Origin of the sequence: Streptomyces sp. NPDC059452 (assembly GCF_042750035.1) — a bacterium.
Taxonomy (GTDB): domain Bacteria; phylum Actinomycetota; class Actinomycetes; order Streptomycetales; family Streptomycetaceae; genus Streptomyces.
The window spans coordinates 119,416-136,667 of the sequence record NZ_JBHYVE010000025.1 but is presented as its reverse complement, the minus strand read 5'-3'; the positions used below and the strand labels follow the sequence as shown (position 1 = coordinate 136,667).

Annotated in this window: 18 protein-coding genes; 9 read left to right on the top strand and 9 right to left on the bottom strand. The window is 72.0% G+C overall.

Features of this window, described 5'->3' with window-relative positions; genetic code table 11:
* Positions 1 to 354 precede the first annotated feature (354 nt).
* The gene (locus ACFW9Z_RS28275) at positions 355 to 1,338 is read right to left on the bottom strand and encodes a DUF3068 domain-containing protein (RefSeq protein ID WP_384645409.1); all 984 of its coding nucleotides are present in this window, start codon (positions 1,336 to 1,338) and stop codon (positions 355 to 357) included.
* Between the two features lie 187 nt (positions 1,339 to 1,525).
* Here ACFW9Z_RS28275 and ACFW9Z_RS28270 point away from each other — a divergent pair, with 187 nt between their 5' ends.
* Positions 1,526 to 1,678, top strand: coding sequence for a hypothetical protein (locus ACFW9Z_RS28270; RefSeq protein WP_384645408.1), 153 nt, complete (start codon positions 1,526 to 1,528; stop codon positions 1,676 to 1,678).
* Complete coding sequence (locus ACFW9Z_RS28265; RefSeq protein WP_384645407.1) at positions 1,675 to 2,883, top strand: helix-turn-helix domain-containing protein; 1,209 nt, start codon at positions 1,675 to 1,677, stop codon at positions 2,881 to 2,883. Before ACFW9Z_RS28270 ends, ACFW9Z_RS28265 begins: the two co-directional genes overlap by 4 nt.
* Positions 2,884 to 2,917: 34 nt before the next feature.
* Here the strand turns inward: ACFW9Z_RS28265 and ACFW9Z_RS28260 are convergent, their stop codons facing one another.
* From ACFW9Z_RS28260 to ACFW9Z_RS28250, 3 genes are all read right to left on the bottom strand, one after another.
* The gene (locus ACFW9Z_RS28260; RefSeq protein ID WP_384645406.1) at positions 2,918 to 3,703 is read right to left on the bottom strand and encodes a 3-oxoacyl-ACP reductase; all 786 of its coding nucleotides are present in this window, start codon (positions 3,701 to 3,703) and stop codon (positions 2,918 to 2,920) included.
* A gap of 5 nt (positions 3,704 to 3,708) precedes the next feature.
* Positions 3,709 to 5,103 (bottom strand): aldehyde dehydrogenase family protein, encoded by a 1,395-nt coding sequence (locus ACFW9Z_RS28255; RefSeq protein WP_384645405.1) that lies wholly within the window; start codon positions 5,101 to 5,103, stop codon positions 3,709 to 3,711.
* A 65-nt stretch (positions 5,104 to 5,168) separates the two neighbouring features.
* Entirely contained in the window at positions 5,169 to 6,533 is a 1,365-nt protein-coding gene (locus tag ACFW9Z_RS28250) for a glutamine synthetase family protein (protein ID WP_384645404.1), read from the bottom strand.
* A gap of 73 nt (positions 6,534 to 6,606) precedes the next feature.
* Here ACFW9Z_RS28250 and ACFW9Z_RS28245 point away from each other — a divergent pair, with 73 nt between their 5' ends.
* From ACFW9Z_RS28245 to ACFW9Z_RS28235, 3 genes are all read left to right on the top strand, one after another.
* Positions 6,607 to 7,416 carry a FadR/GntR family transcriptional regulator gene (locus ACFW9Z_RS28245; RefSeq protein WP_384645403.1) on the top strand — a complete coding sequence of 270 codons (810 nt, stop codon included), beginning with the start codon at positions 6,607 to 6,609 and terminating at the stop codon, positions 7,414 to 7,416.
* Positions 7,417 to 7,558: 142 nt separating this feature from the next.
* Complete coding sequence (gene eat, locus ACFW9Z_RS28240; RefSeq protein WP_384645402.1) at positions 7,559 to 9,028, top strand: ethanolamine permease; 1,470 nt, start codon at positions 7,559 to 7,561, stop codon at positions 9,026 to 9,028.
* A 92-nt stretch (positions 9,029 to 9,120) separates the two neighbouring features.
* Positions 9,121 to 9,852 (top strand): gamma-glutamyl-gamma-aminobutyrate hydrolase family protein, encoded by a 732-nt coding sequence (locus ACFW9Z_RS28235; RefSeq protein WP_384645400.1) that lies wholly within the window; start codon positions 9,121 to 9,123, stop codon positions 9,850 to 9,852.
* On the opposite strand, the gene ACFW9Z_RS28230 is transcribed toward ACFW9Z_RS28235, so the two are convergent.
* From ACFW9Z_RS28230 to ACFW9Z_RS28220, 3 genes are all read right to left on the bottom strand, one after another.
* Positions 9,823 to 10,707, bottom strand: a complete 885-nt coding sequence (locus tag ACFW9Z_RS28230) for a hypothetical protein (protein WP_384645399.1) — start codon at positions 10,705 to 10,707, stop codon at positions 9,823 to 9,825. The two genes, ACFW9Z_RS28235 and ACFW9Z_RS28230, sit on opposite strands and share 30 nt — an antisense overlap.
* An 86-nt stretch (positions 10,708 to 10,793) precedes the next feature.
* The gene (locus ACFW9Z_RS28225; protein WP_384645398.1) at positions 10,794 to 11,375 is read right to left on the bottom strand and encodes a TerD family protein; all 582 of its coding nucleotides are present in this window, start codon (positions 11,373 to 11,375) and stop codon (positions 10,794 to 10,796) included.
* Positions 11,376 to 11,460: 85 nt separating this feature from the next.
* Positions 11,461 to 12,036, bottom strand: coding sequence for a TerD family protein (locus ACFW9Z_RS28220; RefSeq protein ID WP_384645397.1), 576 nt, complete (start codon positions 12,034 to 12,036; stop codon positions 11,461 to 11,463).
* A gap of 228 nt (positions 12,037 to 12,264) precedes the next feature.
* On the opposite strand from ACFW9Z_RS28220, the gene ACFW9Z_RS28215 reads away from it, so the two are divergent.
* A complete protein-coding gene (locus tag ACFW9Z_RS28215; protein WP_384645396.1) occupies positions 12,265 to 12,696 on the top strand; it encodes a BlaI/MecI/CopY family transcriptional regulator in 432 nt (143 codons plus the stop codon).
* Between the two features lie 2 nt (positions 12,697 to 12,698).
* The gene (locus tag ACFW9Z_RS28210) at positions 12,699 to 13,640 is read left to right on the top strand and encodes a M56 family metallopeptidase (RefSeq protein WP_384645395.1); all 942 of its coding nucleotides are present in this window, start codon (positions 12,699 to 12,701) and stop codon (positions 13,638 to 13,640) included.
* 214 nt (positions 13,641 to 13,854) lie between these two features.
* On the opposite strand, the gene ACFW9Z_RS28205 is transcribed toward ACFW9Z_RS28210, so the two are convergent.
* Positions 13,855 to 14,076, bottom strand: a complete 222-nt coding sequence (locus ACFW9Z_RS28205) for a hypothetical protein (RefSeq protein ID WP_384645394.1) — start codon at positions 14,074 to 14,076, stop codon at positions 13,855 to 13,857.
* A 399-nt stretch (positions 14,077 to 14,475) separates the two neighbouring features.
* Here ACFW9Z_RS28205 and ACFW9Z_RS28200 point away from each other — a divergent pair, with 399 nt between their 5' ends.
* Together ACFW9Z_RS28200 and ACFW9Z_RS28195 are read left to right on the top strand one after the other, a co-directional pair.
* Positions 14,476 to 15,777, top strand: a complete 1,302-nt coding sequence (locus ACFW9Z_RS28200) for a hemolysin family protein (RefSeq protein ID WP_384645392.1) — start codon at positions 14,476 to 14,478, stop codon at positions 15,775 to 15,777.
* On the top strand, positions 15,774 to 16,796 hold the full coding sequence (locus tag ACFW9Z_RS28195) for a hemolysin family protein (RefSeq protein ID WP_384645391.1): 1,023 nt from the start codon (positions 15,774 to 15,776) through the stop codon (positions 16,794 to 16,796). Before ACFW9Z_RS28200 ends, ACFW9Z_RS28195 begins: the two co-directional genes overlap by 4 nt.
* Here the strand turns inward: ACFW9Z_RS28195 and ACFW9Z_RS28190 are convergent.
* Positions 16,793 to 17,005, bottom strand: a complete 213-nt coding sequence (locus ACFW9Z_RS28190) for a twin-arginine translocase TatA/TatE family subunit (protein WP_384645390.1) — start codon at positions 17,003 to 17,005, stop codon at positions 16,793 to 16,795. The two genes, ACFW9Z_RS28195 and ACFW9Z_RS28190, sit on opposite strands and share 4 nt — an antisense overlap.
* Positions 17,006 to 17,252: the final 247 nt, after the last annotated feature.

The window sequence follows — 17,252 nt, the reverse complement described above, 5'->3', positions numbered from 1 at the left end:
CCTGGCCCTGACCCTGTGGCGCGGCTGCGTCGAGCAGCGGGGAAGGAACGTGCTGGGGCATGGGCGCTCCAACTCGGCTCGGTGTGCTGGGGACGAGGGGCGGGGGCTGGGAGAACACGGAGAAGGGATGAAGAGAGGCGAGGGTGGATGAGAGGTGATGAGAAGGGGCGAGCGGGGCGAAAAGGGGAGGGGCCCTGATGGTGCGGAGCGGGTTCGAACGGGTGAATGAAACGGGGCTGTGACGTGCGAGAACAAGGGAAGAACGAGACCGGGGGCCGTGCTTTGGTGGGGATAGACAGTTTTCGCCACGGTTACCCGCCCGGCTACTCACCGGTGCGACAACTTGCCGGTAACTCAGGTGGGCAAGTTCGTCATCATGTGAGTATTCGGGGCCTCCGGCTCCGTTCGACGCCCCCGGATGATGAGTACGAGACCCACCGTCGCGAGCACGAGACCCGCTCCGACCGCGCCGGCCGGCGCGGTCCCGGAGAGCAGCGCCAGCCGGTCACTGTCCGCCGACGCGAGCTGGACCTGCTTCTTCTGGGTCGCCTTGGTGAACTCGACCCGCTCGCTCTCCAGCAGCGTGACGGCGTCCTTCGAGGAGCCCGGGGCGCGCAGCGTCTTCTTCGGGCCGATCGCGGCGTTGATGATGCGCCCGGTCCGCCGGTCCACGACCAGCTCGATGCCGCTGTTGGAGTACCACTCCTCGGCGAGGATCTGGGGCGAGCCGGGCTTGCCGACGAGCACGCCGGGCACCTGCCGCTCCCCGGTCCGGGTCGGCTCGACCGTGCCCTTGAAGAGGTACCCCTCGTACCCCTGGACCTTCTGCTTGCCGGCGTAGTCGAGCTGGACGACCCCGCCGAGGGTGCCGTCCCACCAGCGGTAGGCGCGTCTTTCGACATCGAAGGGGAACTTGAGATACGCCTCGCCGTCGAAGACCGGGGTCTCCTTGCAGCAGTGCACCGGTTCGTTGGTGTACCGGTCGGTCACCCAGCGCTCCAGGGTCCACTGGAGGGCGTCGCGCGGGTCGGAGGCGGGCAGGGTCTCGTCGCGGTCCACCGACGTGGACACGTCCCACACGGCGTGGCCGCTCTTCAGGCCCTCGGCCACGTCCCCGCGCACCTGGCGCGTGATCGTGATCTTCTTGCCCGTGAGCGTCTTCACCTCGCCGGTGTCGAAGTAGCTGCCGGTCCCGGTGAAGACCGTGGTCGTGTCGATGTCGATGGGGGTGCGCTTGGCCTGCGGCTGGACGTACCAGACGAGCAGCGGCGCGAGGACGAGCAGAAAGACCCCTGCACCCAGCAGGAAAAGTGACAGAGGTGAAGCATTGCGGTGCATCCGGGCACTCCTGAGTCGAATCTCTTCGCGGGAGGTGCACGGGCCCCGGGCCGGTCAGCCCTTGATTCGCGTGAACAGTAGGCAAGCCCTTGACGGGATGTCAATGGACTGTCGACACTGTGTTCCAGCCGGAGGGGCCCGGCTTCACGGAGTGGGGATCGACTCCAGCAAGGAGCTGAACCCGACCATGCGCAGATTCATCGCCGCCGCCGCCACCTCCCTGGTGGCCGCCGCGCTCGCCGTCGGTGCCGCCGTCGGCATCGTGGCCCTGCTCGACGCCACGCCCGAGCAGCCCAATACACCGCTGATCAGCTACGAGACCGCGTCGGCGGGCTCGTGAAGTCTCACGCCTGGCAGGAGGTGCCCCGGTCGAAGGTGGAGCGGTTCGCCTCCATCGCCCTGGCCGAGGCGCCGGAGATCGCCCAGAAGATCCTCACCGAGATCCGGCAGGACTACCCCTACCTCCAGCTCGTCGAGGACGAGTCCGGCGAGCCGATGGCGCTCGTCGGCATCCGCCGGGCCATCGAGGGCTTCGTACGCCACCTCGCCTCCGGCGCCGCCGACCCCCGGGTGCCGCCGGAGGTGTTCCAGGAGTTCGGCCGGGGCGAGGGGCTGCACGGCCGCAGCCTCGACTCGCTCCAGGCCGTCTACCGGCTCGGGGTCCGCCTCACCTGGCGCAGGTTCGCCGAGATCGGCCAGCAGGTCGACATCGCCGCCCCCGCCATGTACGAGCTCGCCGAATCGGGATTCGAGTATCTGGACGGGCTCGTGGAACAGTCGGTACTGGGCTATGCGGAAGCCGCGGCCCGCCGCGCCAGCGAGCGGCTGCGTCTCCAGCGTCAGCTGATCGACCTCCTGCTGGTGGAGCCCCGCGGCGATTCGGCGCGGACGCTCGCCGAGCGGGCGGCCCGGGTCGGCTGGGAGCTGCCGGAGACCATCGCGGTGGGTGTGCTGATGCGCCCCGCCCGGGAGGCCGTGGCCCCGGCGGTGGGACAGGGGATCCTGCTGGAGATGGAGAGCGAGCAGCCGCGCATCGTCATCCCCGACCCGGAGACGGCGGGCCGGGCGGAGACCCTGCGCCGGGCCACCGCCGGCTGGTCCGGCGCGATCGGCCCGCCGGTGCCGCTGGCCGCCGCGGCGACCTCCCTGCGCTGGGCGGAGACCGCCGTCCAGCTGATCAAGAAGAACCTGCTGCCCCAGGGCGAGGTACTGCACTGCACCGAGCGCACGGAGGAGCTGGTGCTGCTGCCGTCCCGGGAGCTGATCGACGCGGCCGCCCGCCGCTGCCTCGCCCCGCTGGACGGCCTGGGCCCGACCGCCGCACGGCGGCTGGCCGAGACCCTCCTCGCCTGGATCGAGACGCCCGGCGGAGCGCCCGAGGTGGCCCAGCGGCTCGGCGTCCACCCGCAGACCGCCCGCTACCGGCTGCGGCAGATCCGCGAGCTGTGGGGCGACGCGATCGACGACCCCGACCAGCGCTTCGAGATGCTGCTGGTGCTCCGCTCGCAGCGGCTGAGGGGAGCGTCGGCCCAGGGAGAGGCGTAATCCCCCTGGGCCGACGCGGGCTCATGGTGCGGGCTCAGACCGGGGTGACGTACGCCCCGGCGATCCCGCCGTCCACCAGGAAGTCCGTCGCGTTGACGAACGAGGAGTCGTCGCTCGCCAGGAAGGCCACGGCGGCGGCGATCTCGGTCGGCTCGGCGAACCGCCCCACCGGGATGTGCACCAGCCGCCGCGCCGCCCGCTCCGGGTCCTTGGCGAAGAGCTCCTGGAGCAGCGGGGTGTTGACCGGCCCCGGGCAGAGCGCGTTGACGCGGATGCCGTCGCGGGCGAACTGCACCCCCAGCTCACGGGACATGGCCAGCACCCCGCCCTTGGACGCGGTGTACGAGATCTGCGAGGTCGCCGCCCCCATCCGGGCCACGAACGAGGCCGTGTTGATGATGGAGCCCTTGCCCTGGCCGCGCATGTAGGGGATGGCGGCCTTGCAGCAGAGGTAGACGGAGGTCAGGTTGACCTCCTGGACCCGGCGCCAGGCGTCGAGACCGGTCTCCAGGATGGAGTCGTCGTCGGGCGGCGAGATCCCCGCGTTGTTGAACGCGATGTCGACCGAACCGTAGGTGTCGAATGCGGCCTTGAAGAGGGCGTCGACCTGTTCGGCGTCGGTGACGTCCGTACGGACGAAGAGTCCGCGGGCCTCCTCGGCGGCGGCCTTGCCGCGCTCCTCGTCCACATCGGCGCAGACGACATGGGCGCCCTCGGCGGCCAGCCGCCGCACGGCGGCCAGGCCGATGCCGCTGCCGGCTCCGGTGACGACGGCGGTGCGGCCGACCAGGCGGCGGCAGACGGAAGAAGTGTCGGTCATGGTGCTCAGGCCTCCGTGCTGATGAAGATGTTCTTGGTCTCGGTGAAGGCGGCCAGGGCGTCGGGCCCGAGCTCGCGGCCCAGCCCCGACTGCTTGTAGCCGCCGAAGGGGGTCGAATAGCGCACGCTGGAGTGCGAGTTGACGGAGAGGTTGCCCGCCCGCAGCCCCTGGCCGACGCGGAGCGCCCGCCCGATGTCCCGGCTCCAGACGGACCCGGCCAGCCCGTAGTCGGTGTCGTTCGCCAGCCGCAGGGCGTCCTCCTCGCCGTCGAACGGCAGGACCACGGCGACCGGCCCGAAGACCTCCTCGACGGCCACCGGGGCATCGGCCGCCACCCCGGCGAGCACGGTCGGCGGATACCAGAACCCGGGCCCCTCGGGGGAGTTGCCGAGGATGGCCCGTACGCCGTCGGCAGCGCGGTCCCCGTCGACGAAGCCCCGCACCCGCTCCAGCTGGAGGGCCGAGATGAGCGGGCCCATCTGCGTCTTCTCGTCGGCCGGGTCGCCCACCACCACGGCGGCGAGCGCCGGGGCGAGCAGGTCGAGGAAACGGTCGTACACGGACCGCTCCACCAGGATCCGGGTCCGGGCGCAGCAGTCCTGGCCCGCGTTGTCCAGGAAGGACATCGGGGCGGCCGCGGCGGCGGCCTCGACATCGGCGTCGGCGAAGACGATGTTGGGGCTCTTGCCGCCGAGTTCGAGGGTGAGGCGCTTCACGCGCTCGGCGCACCGGGTCATGATGTGCTTCCCGGTCCGGGTGGAACCGGTGAACACGATCTTCGCGACGCCCGGATGCTCCACCAGCGCGCTCCCGGCCACCGGCCCCTCACCGGGCAGCACCTGGAACAGCCCCTCGGGAAGCCCTGCCTCCAGGGCGAGTTCGGCCAGCCGGAGAGCGGTCAGCGGGGTCGTCTCGGCGGGCTTGAGGAGTACGGCGTTGCCCGCCGCGAGCGCCGGGGCCAGACCCCAGGCGGCGATGGGCATCGGGAAGTTCCAGGGCGCGATGACGCCGATGACGCCGAGCGGCTCCAGGACCGTGAAGTCGATACCGCCCGCCACCGGGATCTGCCGACCGAGCAGCCGCTCCGCGCCGCCCGCGCTGTAGTCGAGGAGGTCGCGGACGTTGCCCGCCTCCCAGCGGGCGTTGCCGATGGTGTGCCCGGCCTCCCGCACCTCCAACCGGGCGAGTTCCTCGATGTGTTCGTCGACGACGGCGGCGAAGCGGCGCAGCAGCCTGGCCCGGTCGGCGGGTGCGGCGGCGGCCCAGGGGCGCTGCGCGGCGGTGGCGCGGACGACGGCCGCGGCCACGTCCGCCGGGGAGGCGGCGGGCACGGTGGCGATGACCTCGGCGGTCGCCGGGTTCAGGACATCCAGGGCGGACGCCGCGGGGTGCTGTGACACGTAACGGACCTCGATCGGGGGGAGCTGGTGGTGATCTTCCGGCTGGCGGAGCTGCGCCCCGGCGGTCAGAGGCGTTCGAAGGAGCGGCGCAGCTCCCAGTCGGTCACCGCGGAGTCGTACGCGGCGAGTTCGACCTTCGCCATGTTCAGGTAGTGCGCGACGACCTCCTCGCCGAACGCCTCCTTGGCGATGGGGCTGGCCTCCCACAGCTCGGCCGCCTCGCGCAGGGTGGTCGGCACCTGGTCGTACGGGCCCGTGTAGGCGTTGCCCGTACAGGCATCCGGCAGCGGCAGCCGGTGCTCGACCCCGTACAGACCGGCGGCGACCAGCCCGGCCACGGCCAGATGCGGGTTGACGTCCCCGCCGGGCAGCCGGTTCTCGAAGCGCGTCGAGCGGCCGTGGCCGACGACCCGCAGGGCGCAGGTGCGGTTGTCGACGCCCCAGGCGACGGCGGTGGGGGCGAAGGAGCCGGGCTGGAAGCGTTTGTAGGAGTTGATGTTGGGCGCGTAGAGGAGGGAGAAGTCGCGCAGGGCGGCGAGCTGACCGGCCAGGAAGTGGCGCATCAGCTCCGACATGCCGTCCGGCCCGTCGCCCGCCATCACGTTCTCACCGTTCTCATCGGTGAGGGAGAGATGGATGTGACAGGAGTTGCCCTCGCGCTCGTCGTACTTGGCCATGAAGGTCAGCGAGACACCTTCCTGGGCCGCGATCTCCTTGGCGCCGGTCTTGTAGACGGCGTGCTGGTCGCAGGTGGTCAGCGCCTCGTCGTAACGGAAGACGATCTCGTGCTGGCCGGGATTGCACTCGCCCTTGGCGGACTCCACGGTCAGCCCGGCCTGCTGCATCTCGTTGCGGATGCGGCGCAGCAGCGGCTCGATACGGCCGGTGCCGAGGATCGAGTAGTCGATGTTGTACTGGTTGGCCGGGGTCAGCCCCCGGTAGTCGCGGTCCCAGGCCTCCTCGTAACTGTCCCGGAAGACGATGAACTCCAGCTCCGTGCCGACCTGCGCCGTGTAGCCGAGCGCGGCCAGCCGGTCGAGCTGGCGGCGCAGGATCTGGCGTGGCGCGGCCACCACCGGACTGCGGTCGTGCCAGGCGAGATCGGCGATCACCAGGGCGGTGCCCTCGTGCCAGGGGACCGGGCGGAGCGTGGCGGGGTCGGGGACCATGCCGAAGTCGCCGTAGCCGTTCTCCCACGACGACATCGCGTAACCGTCGACGGTCCGCATCTCGGTGTCCACGGCCAGCAGGTAGTTGCAGCCCTCGGTACCGTGCTCCAGCACCTCGTCGAGGAAGAACCCGGCTGCGAACCGCTTCCCCTGGAGCCGGCCCTGCATATCGGGAAAGGCCAGCACCACGGTGTCTATCGACCCGTCCGCGACGCGGGCACGGAGCTCGTCGACGGTGAGCGGGGGTGTGCGGTCTGCCACGGGATTCCTCCTTGGGTGAACCGGGAGGCTTAAGGTATGACAGAGAACCATTGCTTGGGAAGGGAATCCGCGAATGGTCACCAGCAGGAGATCGGACGGCACCCGTCCGGCGGCAGCGGAGAACGCCCCCGAGGCCGGCGACGAGCCGGTGGCCGGGGAGTCGGGGGACACCGGCCCCGGCCCGCTCTCCTCCGTCCTGCGGCCCGTCCGTGCGGGCAACGGCTTCGAGGAGACCCTGGAGCAGGTCCTGCAACTGCTCCGCCTCGGCCTGGTCCCGCCCGGCGACCGGCTGCCCTCCGAGCGTGAACTCGCCCAGCACCTGGGCGTCAGCCGGGTGACCCTGCGCGAGGTGCTCAAGGTCCTCCAGGACCAGGGCATGGTCGAGAGCCGGCGCGGCCGCTACGGCGGAACGTTCGTCCTGCCGCGCGCGAACGCCGCCGACGGCAGCGACGAACTGCTGCGCCGGGTGGCCGCCGTCGATGTGGAGGACACCCTGCGCTTCCGCGAGGTGCTGGAGACCGGGGCCGCCGGGCTCTGCGCCGACGGGCTCGCCGCGGACGGGGCGGACCGGCTGCGCGCGGCCCTGGAGGCCACCCAGGGCGCCCGGCTGGAGGACTACCGCCGCCAGGACACCCTGCTCCACCTCACCCTCGCCGAACTCTCCGGCTCCCGCTCGCTCGCCGCCCAGTACGCCTCCGTACGCGCCACCCTGAACGAGCTGCTGGACTGCATCCCCCTGCTGGTGCGCAACCTGGAGCACTCCCAGCAGCAGCACACGGCCGTCGTGGAGGCGGTGCTCGACCGGGACGCGGAGGCGGCGCGCGAGATGATGCGCGAACACTGCGCCGGTACGGCGGCGCTGCTGCGCGGCTTCCTGGCCTGACCGGCCCCCGCGCGGTGGATTCCGTAACCACTCTTTAACGCAGGCCCCTTGCCATTCCCGCCGCCGTTCCACAAAGGTGTGCCGACGAACCTTTGAGCGACGGAATTCCGTCGGCGGAGTCGACACACGTCTGGAGCACCTCATGGCTCAGGGAACCGAAACACCCGTCGGACCACCCGGTGAAGCGCGCCCGGGGGCGTCCGGCACGGCCGCGTACCTGCACCGCCGGACCCTGCGCAGGGGCAGCGCCGGCTGGCTGCTGCTGACCGGCCTCGGCGTCGCCTACGTCGTCTCCGGCGACTTCTCCGGCTGGAACATCGGCCTCTCCAAGGGCGGCTTCGGCGGGCTCGCGGTGGCCATGCTCCTGATGGGCGTCATGTACGCCTGCCTGGTCTTCGCCCTGGCCGAACTCTCCGCCATCCTGCCCACGGCGGGCGGGGGTTACGGCTTCGCCCGGCGCGCGCTCGGCACCTGGGGCGGCTTCCTCACCGGCACAGCCATCCTCATCGAGTACATCCTCGCCCCCGCCGCCATCTCCCTCTTCATCGGCGACTACGTCGAATCGCTCGGCCTGTTCGGACTGACATCCGGCTGGCCGGTCTATCTCGCCTGCTTCGCGCTCTTCATCGGCATCCACCTCTGGGGCGTCGGCGAGGCGCTCCGCTTCAGCCTGGTCGTGACCGCCATCGCGGTGGCCGCCCTGCTCATCTTCGCCATCGGCGCCTTCACCGAGTTCGACGCGGGCCGCCTCAACGACATCCCGGCCGACCCCACCGCCTTCGGCTCCAACTCCTGGCTGCCGTACGGGCTCCTCGGCATCTGGGCGGCCTTCCCGTTCGGCATGTGGTTCTTCCTCGGGGTGGAAGGCGTACCGCTCGCCGCCGAGGAGGCCAAGGACCCGGTCCGCTCGATGCCGAAGGCCCTGGCCATCTCGCTCGCCGTCCTGGTCTTCCTGGCCCTCATCACCTTCGTCTCCGCCACCGGGGCCCAGGGCGCCAACGCCATCAAGGAGGCCGGGAACCCCCTCGTGGTCGCCCTCCAGGGCAGCGGCGAGCCGACCGTCCTGAGCCGCTTCGTCAACTACGCGGGCCTCGCGGGCCTGGTGGCCTCCTTCTTCTCCCTCATCTTCGCCGGCTCCCGCCAGCTCTTCGCCCTCTCCCGGGCCGGCTACCTGCCGCGCTTCCTCTCCCTCACCAACCGCCGCAAGTCCCCCTACCTCGGCCTGCTGATCCCCGGCGTCATCGGCTTCACCCTGGCCGCCTGGAGCGGCAACGGCGGCCGGATGCTGAACGTCGCCGTCTTCGGCGCCACCATCAGCTACGCCCTGATGGCCCTCTCCCACATCGTGCTGCGCCGCCGTGAGCCGGAGCTGCCCCGCCCCTACCGCACCCCCGGCGGCGCGCGCACCTCGTCGGTCGCCTTCGTTCTGGCATGCTCGGCGCTGGTGGCGACCTTCCTGGTGGACCGGGACGCGGCGTTCATCGCACTCGGTGTGTACGCGGTGGCGCTCGCCTACTTCGCCTTCTACAGCCGCCACCGGCTGGTCGCGGCGGCCCCGGAGGAGGAGTTCGCCGCACTCGCGGCGGCGGAGGCGGAGCTCAAGCGCGGCTGACCGTCACGACCCGCGCCCCCCTCGATTCCGTAACGAGACAACCGCCCGCCCGCGCCCCCGCCCCGTCACCGGACAACCCAAGGAGCCGTCCCATGTCCCGGCCCGTCATCGGCATCAGCACCTACCAGGACCCGGCCCGCTGGGGCGTCTGGGAGATGCCCGCCGTGCTCCTGCCCGCCGCCTACCCACGCCTCGTCCGGGCGGCGGGCGGACTCGCGGTGCTGCTGCCGCCGGACGAGGCCGCGGACGCGGCCCGGGAGACCGTGGCCGCCCTGGACGGGGTGGTGATCGCCGGGGGAGCGGACGTCGAACCCGTACGGTACGGAGCCGACCCCGACCCCCGTACGGGGCCTCCGGCCCGCGAGCGCGACGCCTGGGAACTCGCCCTGATCGAGGCCGCGATCGAGCAGGGCGTCCCGCTGCTGGGCATCTGCCGGGGCATGCAGCTGCTGAACGTCGCCCTCGGCGGCACCCTCCACCAGCACCTGGACGGTCACACCGGGGGCCACGCCGTCTTCGGCGGCCACCCGGTGGACCCCGTGCCCGGTACGGCGTACGCGGCGGCCGTCCCCGAACAGACCACGGTCCCCGCCTACCACCACCAGGCCGTCGACCGCCTGGGCACCGGCCTCGTCGCCTCCGCCCACGCCCCCGACGGAACGGTGGAGGCCCTGGAACTCCCCGACCGCGAGAGCCTGGTGCTCGGGGTCCAGTGGCACCCGGAGATGGGCGAGGACCTCCGCGTCATGACCGCCCTCGTCGAGGCCGCCCGGGCCGGACGTCGGCGGCGGGTGTCAGCGGCGCGTGTCGGGCAGGTGCGGTGATCCGGTGTCAGGGGTCCGGTAGCCGGGGCCCGAGAAGCCCGGACCGGTGAAGTCGGGGGCGGTGAAGGCGGGCGGGGTGAAGCGCGAGCCCTGGCCGGGCGTCTCCTCCGGGGTGGCCTCGGCGAGCTCCTGGAGCAGGAACGGCCGGATGCCCCGGTCCCGCAGGGCGGTGCGCCAGGTCCGCCGGGCGCGCTCCAGGTCGGCCGCCTGGTCCACCCCGGGCGGCGAACCGGGCGCCGACTGGAGCGCGGCGGTGCGGTAGACGGCGACGATGCTGATCAGGGCGGTGGCCGCGGCGATGGCGAGGCTGATCCAGCCGACCCGGACGAGCGTGTCGGCGAGCGCCGTCAGACTGCCCGACAGCCGGAGCCCGTACCCCAGCAGGAGGAAGGTCGTCGCGGCGACGGCGGCGAGAACCGGGGTCAGCACCCCCAGGACCGCCAGTGCCCCGGCGCCCGGCCGCTCCTGGTGCCCCGGCCCCGACAGGGGAGCGGGGCCGCTGTCGCGGCGGCGGCCCTGGAGGTCGCGCCGCAGGTTCGCGTACGCCCGGTACTCCGGCGCGGCGGCCTGGGCCGTCCGCGCCGCCGAGGCCAGGGCCCGGATGCGCAACTGGCCGCCGCTGACACCCGACCGCTCCAGCAGCCGCTGGATCTCCGCCGAGGCGAGCACCTCGTCGAGCACGCTCGCGTAGTCGGCTCTGTCCTCGGCCCCGGCGTCCCCGGGATCCCGGAGACCGCCTTCGAGGCCGCCGTCCCCCAGGCTTCCGAACTCCCCGCGTCCGTCCCCGCGTCCGTCCCCGAGTCCGTCCTCGCCTTCGCGTCCGCCGTCGTCCCCGAGCCGGGAAGGCCTGCCCATACTGTCCCTCGATCGCTGTGTGAACTGTGGGGGCCGCAGGACCCCCTCATGGGTTCCTGCGGCCCCGGGCCGTCGGTACGGCGCTGCTACAGGTGCTGTGCGACGGCGGGCATCAGGTCCTGGAAGGTGCGCCCGTCGGCCGACGCGCCGATGGCGGTCATCTGCCACCCCGCACCGGCCCGCTGGACCTTCGCCATGATCTGCGCGGTGTGCCGCCCGCCACCGGTCAGCGTGTACCGCGCCAGCTCCTGCCCGTTGCTCTCGTCGACCAGACGACAGAAGGCGGCCTCGACCTCCTCGAAGGTCTGCCCGGTGAACGAGTTGACCGTGAAGATGATCTGGTCGACATGGGCGGGCACGCGCCGCAGGTCGACGACGATGGACTCGTCGTCGCCGCCCTCACCGGCCCCGCCGACCCGGTTGTCCCCGGTGTGCTGGACCGAACCGTCGTCGCTCGTCAGATGCTGGAAGAAGACGACGTCCTGGGGCTCCTTGCCCGCGAAGAGCACGGCCGAGGCGTCCAGGTCGATGTCGCGGGCGGTCAGCCGGGCCAGGAAGCCCTTGCGGGGCGCGGACTTCCAGCCCAGCCCCATGCGGACGATGCCGAGTTCGCCGCCGCCGGACTTGGTGAGACTGACCTGCTGGCCCTTGGAGAGGTTGATCGTCATGATTCCGCCTTCGTGACTTCGTGACTTCGGGAGCTTGGGCTTCGGGCTTCGGTGAGCTGGGTGCTTCCGGACCGGCGTCGTGCGGTCAGAGAGCGACGCCGAAGTCGGCGACGATGCCGCTCAGCCCGGAGGCGTAACCCTGCCCGACCGCACGGAACTTCCACTCGGCGCCGTGCCGGTACAGCTCGCCGAAGACCATCGCCGTCTCGGTGGAGGCGTCCTCGCTGAGGTCGTAGCGGGCGATCTCCGCGCCGCCCGCCTGGTTCACCACGCGGATGTACGCGTTGCGGACCTGGCCGAAGCTCTGGCCGCGCCCCTCCGCGTCGTGGATCGACACGGGGAACACGATCTTGGCGACGGTTCCCGGTACGGCGGAGAGGTCGACCTTGACGATCTCGTCGTCGCCCTCGCCCTCACCCGTGAGGTTGTCGCCGGTGTGCTCGACCGAACCGTCCGGGCTCTTCAGGTTGTTGTAGAAGACGAAGTGCTCGTTGGAGAGGACCTTGCCCGACTCGTCGCAGAGCAGCGCGCTCGCGTCGAGGTCGTAGTCGGTGCCGGTCGTCGTACGGACGTCCCAGCCGAGGCCGACGAGGATCGCGGTCAGCCCCGGAGCCTCCTTGGTCAGCGAGACATTTCCGCCCTTGGCCAGGCTCACGCCCATGGTGTTCTCCCTTACGTGGTGACGGATGCGTACGCGGTGTCCGCACCGCCACGGAGGACGGCGCGGTCACGCTGCGGCACACCAGGAAATCTACAACACTGTAGATTTTCCGGGGCCGGTGGGAAGTGGCCGGAGGTGTCACCGGCGGGTCGGTGGCTGGATACGATTTCCCGGTGCCCGGCAGGTGAACGGCCGTGACCGGGCAGCCGAGGGAGAGGGGGCCGGACGGTGGACACCGAAGGGGCTGTTGGCGGAAGAGAGACGCCCGCCCGCAGGCGGGGCCAGGGCGAGCTGGAGGCCCAGGTGCTGTCGGTGCTGGGCGAGGCGACCGAACCGGTGACCGCGGCCTGGGTGCTCCAACGGATCGGCAGCGGACTCTCGTACAGCACCGTCATCACCATCCTGACCCGGCTGCACGCCAAGCAGGCCGTCACCCGCACCGGGCCCAAGCGCCCCGTCCTCTGGCAGCCCGTGGCGAACGAGGCCGGCCTCGCCGCGCTGCGCATGCGCCGCCTCCTCGACAAGCAGAGCGACCGGGACGCGGTGCTCTCCAGCTTCGTCTCCGTCCTGTCGGCGGACGACGAGGAGCTGCTGCGCTCCCTGCTCGCGGAGAGCGGCCCCGGAGCCCCCGGCGCGCCGACGGACCGGCCGGAGGGCTGACGATGGGCGTCTTCGTGTATCTGCCCCTGGTTCTGCCCCTGACCGCGCTGCCGATCGCGCGCCTGGCCGAGCAGCACCTGCACCCACGGAGAGCCGCACGTCTGCTGACCACCGTCGCCGTGATCCTCGCCTCCTGCAGCCTGGTCTGTCTCGGGCTGCTGGTGGTGGTCGGCACCGCACAGCTGCCCGGCAACCCGCTGCCCGACGGCTGGTCCGACGACGAGGTCCGCGAGGCCGTGCCGCACGACGCCTTCGCGGGCAAGGCGTCCATCCTCGCGCTCGTCGCCGTCACGATGGCCTGCGGGTTCACCGTCCACCGCCACTACCGCTTCCGGGCCCGCGCCCACCGGGCGCTCGCCGGTCTGCCGGGTGGGGGCGGCGACCTCGCCGTACTGCCCGACGACGTGCCGTACGCCTACGCGCTGCCCGGCTCCCCGGGCCGGGTCATGGTCTCGACCGCCATGCTGGCCTCCCTGGAACCGGCGGAGCGCCGGGCGCTGCTCGCCCACGAGCGGGCCCACCTGGCGGGCCGCCACCACCGGCTGCTGCTCGCGACCCGGCTGGCCGGGTGCGTCAACCCGCTGCTGAGGCCCCTGCAGGCGGCTCTCGTCTACTCCACCGAGCGCTGGGCGGACGAGGAGGCGGCCCGGGTCACCGGCGACCGCCGGCTGACGGCCCGCGCGGTCGGCCGGGCGGCGCTCATCTCCCGGCCGGGCCCCGGGGCCACGGCCGTCCCGGGCTTCGCCACCGCGGGCCCGGTGCCCCGCAGAGTGGCCGCCCTCCTGGGCCCGGTCCCCCCGGACCGGGGCTGGCCGCCCGCGCTCACCCCGGCCGGGGCCGCCGCGTTCGTCGCCGCCGCCGGCACGACCGTATCCGCGCTCTCCGCGCTCAACGCGGCCGTCGCGCTCTTCCTGGTCCTGCAAGCGGCGACGACACCGCTGTGAGCCCCGGACCCGACACCGCTGCAACCCACGGGCCCGACACCGCTGCAACCCCCGGGCCCCGGAGCGCTTCCGGCCGAACGCCCGGCCCTGTGCCGGTGAGTCCCCGGGCCCGAGCGTCTGGCCACCGGGGCGCCCGGCCCTGAGCCCCGGCCCTGAGCCCTGGCCCTGAGCGCCCCCGGCCCACCGGAGACACCGGTGGGCCGGGGGCGACGGATCAGCGCGAGCCGACGTCCAGCGCGGCGAGGGCCTGGGCCCAGCGGGCGTATTTCAAGTTGGCCAGATCTGCCACCGTCTTCACGTTGAACGCTTCCTGGAGCAGCTCGCCGTCACGGTCCGAGACGCCCTTCAGCGCCGAGACCGGCGCCGCGAGGATGGTGGTCAGGTCCTTGTCCGCGTAAGCCTTGTCGAGCACCTTGTCCAGGTCGATCTGGGCCACTGCTGCCTCCTGAGAACTCGTTCCTCCGCCGTGCCGGCGGGTGGCCCCGGGAGGGGCCGCCAGCAGAACTGCGCGGGGCGGCGGAGGAGTTCCCCGCGGTTCCGGAGGCCGATGGAATCGAGCCAGGCGGGGCTCCTGTCTCCTGAGGTCTACGTGGCTGTAGAGTTCTCTGACCCGGCGGGGCGTACGGCGGATTCGTCTCCCACGGGCAGGGAGAATCGGCCCCGAGTGTCGCCGGCCGTCACCGGTCCGGTGAGCACCGACCGATTCGTTGGCTGGAGCCCCCAGCCGGATGAGGAGTTACGCGTTGTCCGCCAGTACGGGCCCTTCGGGGCCTTCGGAGTCCGACCCTAGGACTCCATCGAGTGTTGTACCGGCCCCGCACCGGGCGGGTGGGCGATGACCGCCGCCCTGCTCGGTCTTCTGGCCGTGATCGTCCTGACCGCGGGAACGGGCTACTTCGTGGCCCAGGAGTTCGCCTATGTGTCCGCCGACCGCCTGACGCTCTCCCGCGAGGCGGCGGCCGGTGACAAGCGGGCCGCCCGTGCCGTGAGAGTCCTGGAGCGGCTCTCCTTCATGCTCTCGGGTGCCCAGCTCGGCATCACCGTCACCGGGCTGATCGTCGGCTTCCTCGCCGAACCGTCCGTCTCCACGCTCCTGCGCCCGGTCCTGGGCGCCATCGGCCTGCCCGGCGGGGCGGTGTCGGCCATCTCCGTGGTGCTCTCGTTCGTCCTGGCCACCTTCATCCAGATGGTGCTGGGCGAACTCGCGCCCAAGAACCTCGCCCTCGCCGTCCCGGAGAGGCTCGCGAAGTCGCTGGCCACCTCCACCCTGATCTACCTGCGGGTCGTCGGCCCGCTCATCCACATCTTCGACAGCGCGGCCAACCGGCTCCTGCGCCGCATCGGCATCGAACCCGTCGAGGAGCTGCACCACGGCGCCACTCTGGAGGAGCTCGGCCATCTGATCGGCGAGTCCCACGAACAGGGCGAGCTGCCCGCCGCCACGGCCGAACTCGTCGACCACGCGCTGGAGTTCTCCGAGCGCAACCTGGGCGAGGTGATGGTGCCGCGCGCCGATGTCACCTTCGTGCGCCGCGAGGCCATGGCCTCCGAGGCCGTCGAACTGATCGCCCGGCACGGCCACTCGAACTACCCCGTGCTCGGCGACCACCCCGACGACCCCGCCGGAGTGCTGGGCGTACGGGAGCTGATGGGGCTGCCCACCGCCGACGTCGGCCGCACCACCGCCGGTGAGCTGGCCCGCCGCCCGCTCCTGCTGCCCGAGATCATGAAACTCCCCGCGGCGGTCGCGCAGATGCGGGAGCGGGACGACGAGTTCGCCGTCGTCCTGGACGAGCACGGAGGTCTCGCGGGCATCGTCACGTACGAGGACATCGCCGAGGAGCTGGTCGGGGACATCGCCGACGAGTCCGACACGGTCGTCGAGCTCGCGGTCGCCGACGGAGCCGGCTGGGTGGTGGACGCGGGGCGCCGCCTGGACGAGATCGAGGAGGCCACCGGCATCGTGCTGCCCGAGGAGGGCGACTACGACACCCTCGCCGGTCTCATCATCGACCGGCTCGGCCGCTTCCCCACCGTCGGGGACCGGCTCACCGTCTCCGGCGTCCGGATCGAGGTCCGCACGCTCGACCGGCACGTGGCCGAGTACGTCCGTATCGAACAGGAGCCGCAGACATGAGCTTCCCCATGGCGCTCTTCGTCACCGTGCTGCTGCTGATCGGCAGCGGCTTCTTCGTCGCCGCCGAGTTCGCCCTCGTCGCCTCCAAGCGCCACCGCATGGAACAGGCGGCCCTCGCCGGGCAGCGCGGCGCCAAGGCGGCCCTCGCCGGGATGCGTGAGCTGTCCCTGATGCTCGCGGGCGCCCAGCTCGGCATCACCGTCTGCACCCTGGGCCTCGGCTCCCTCTCCAAGCCCGCCATCTCGCACGAACTGGACCCGCTGCTGGAGCGGCTCGGACTCCCGGCCGCGCTCAGCTACGGGATCGCCTTCGCCCTGGCGATGATCATCGTGGTCTTCCTGCACATGGTGGTCGGCGAGATGGCGCCCAAGTCCTGGGCCATCGCCCACCCGGAGCGCTCCGCGATGCTCCTGAGCCCGGCGTTCCGCGCCGTGGTCAAGGTCGTACGCCCGCTGATCCGGATGCTGAACGCGATCAGCAACGCGCTGGTACGGCTCTGCCGGGTGACCCCGCGCGACGAGCTCACCTCCGTGCACAACCGCGACCAGCTCACCCACCTCATCGAGGAGTCCGAACGCCTCGGGCTGATCAGCAAGGGCGACTCCGGACTGGTAACCCGGTCCCTGACCGAGCCGCAGACCCCGGTGGCCGCGTTCCAGATCCCCGCCGAGCAGATCGTGACCGTACCCGCGGACGCGGACCTCGACCGGATCCTGGCCGCCGCCACCGCCGCGGGCCGTACCCGCCTGCTGGTACGGGACGGGGAGCGGGTCCTGGGCTCGGTGCACGCCCGGGACGCCCTGGTCGCCCGCGCCGGAGGCCGGGACGTCCGCGCGCGGGGCCTGGCCCGGCCCGTACCGGAACTGACGCGGGACGAGACGGCCGCCCAGGCCGTGGAGCGGCTGCGCGAGCGCCGCGCGACGATCGCCGTCGTACGCGACGCGGAGGGCGGGCTCTCCGGGCTGGTCAGCCTCGACGATCTCCTGGCCCGGCTGCTCCACCCGCCGACGGCCCGTTAGGGAACGTCCCGCTCGGCCGTCTCCCCGCGGATCACGTGGGGGGACGGCCGGTCCGGGGCGCCGGCGCCGTCGTTTTTGAGCGCCTGCTTCTCGCTCTTGAAGATGCGCGCGGCCTGCCCGGCCGACCGCACGAGGCCGGGCAGCCTCTTCACGGCCAGCACCGCCACGATCACCAGAAGAAGAATAGTGAGCTCGCCGATCCCGAACATGATGGCCGCTTTCTCTGGGCTGACTGGTTCTCTGGGGGGGCTGACTGGTTTCTCCGGGCCGACCGGATTGCTCTGGACCGACCGGATTGCTCCGGGCCAACCGGATTGCTCCGGGCCGACCGGACGAGGAGTCGTCCGGATTCCTGACGGACCGGCAGAGCTGAATCTACAGGGCTGTAGAGTATCCGTTCGCGGGTTCTGTGTTCAGGCTCCCCGTACAACCGCCTTTCAGGCCGCCCTTGTTCGG

Excerpts from the sequence above, each read along its gene's own strand:
- ACFW9Z_RS28200 (WP_384645392.1), top strand. The coding sequence starts at position 14,476 with ATGACCGCCGCCCTGCTCGGTCTTCTGGCCGTGATCGTCCTGACCGCG.
- ACFW9Z_RS28230 (WP_384645399.1), bottom strand. The coding sequence starts at position 10,707 with ATGGGCAGGCCTTCCCGGCTCGGGGACGACGGCGGACGCGAAGGCGAG.
- ACFW9Z_RS28275 (WP_384645409.1), bottom strand. The coding sequence starts at position 1,338 with ATGCACCGCAATGCTTCACCTCTGTCACTTTTCCTGCTGGGTGCAGGG.
- ACFW9Z_RS28225 (WP_384645398.1), bottom strand. The coding sequence starts at position 11,375 with ATGACGATCAACCTCTCCAAGGGCCAGCAGGTCAGTCTCACCAAGTCC.
- ACFW9Z_RS28195 (WP_384645391.1), top strand. The coding sequence starts at position 15,774 with ATGAGCTTCCCCATGGCGCTCTTCGTCACCGTGCTGCTGCTGATCGGC.
- ACFW9Z_RS28260 (WP_384645406.1), bottom strand. The coding sequence starts at position 3,703 with ATGACCGACACTTCTTCCGTCTGCCGCCGCCTGGTCGGCCGCACCGCC.
- ACFW9Z_RS28210 (WP_384645395.1), top strand. The coding sequence starts at position 12,699 with ATGGGCGTCTTCGTGTATCTGCCCCTGGTTCTGCCCCTGACCGCGCTG.
- ACFW9Z_RS28235 (WP_384645400.1), top strand. The coding sequence starts at position 9,121 with ATGTCCCGGCCCGTCATCGGCATCAGCACCTACCAGGACCCGGCCCGC.
- eat (WP_384645402.1), top strand. The coding sequence starts at position 7,559 with ATGGCTCAGGGAACCGAAACACCCGTCGGACCACCCGGTGAAGCGCGC.
- ACFW9Z_RS28245 (WP_384645403.1), top strand. The coding sequence starts at position 6,607 with ATGGTCACCAGCAGGAGATCGGACGGCACCCGTCCGGCGGCAGCGGAG.
- ACFW9Z_RS28270 (WP_384645408.1), top strand. The coding sequence starts at position 1,526 with ATGCGCAGATTCATCGCCGCCGCCGCCACCTCCCTGGTGGCCGCCGCG.
- ACFW9Z_RS28190 (WP_384645390.1), bottom strand. The coding sequence starts at position 17,005 with ATGTTCGGGATCGGCGAGCTCACTATTCTTCTTCTGGTGATCGTGGCG.
- ACFW9Z_RS28220 (WP_384645397.1), bottom strand. The coding sequence starts at position 12,036 with ATGGGCGTGAGCCTGGCCAAGGGCGGAAATGTCTCGCTGACCAAGGAG.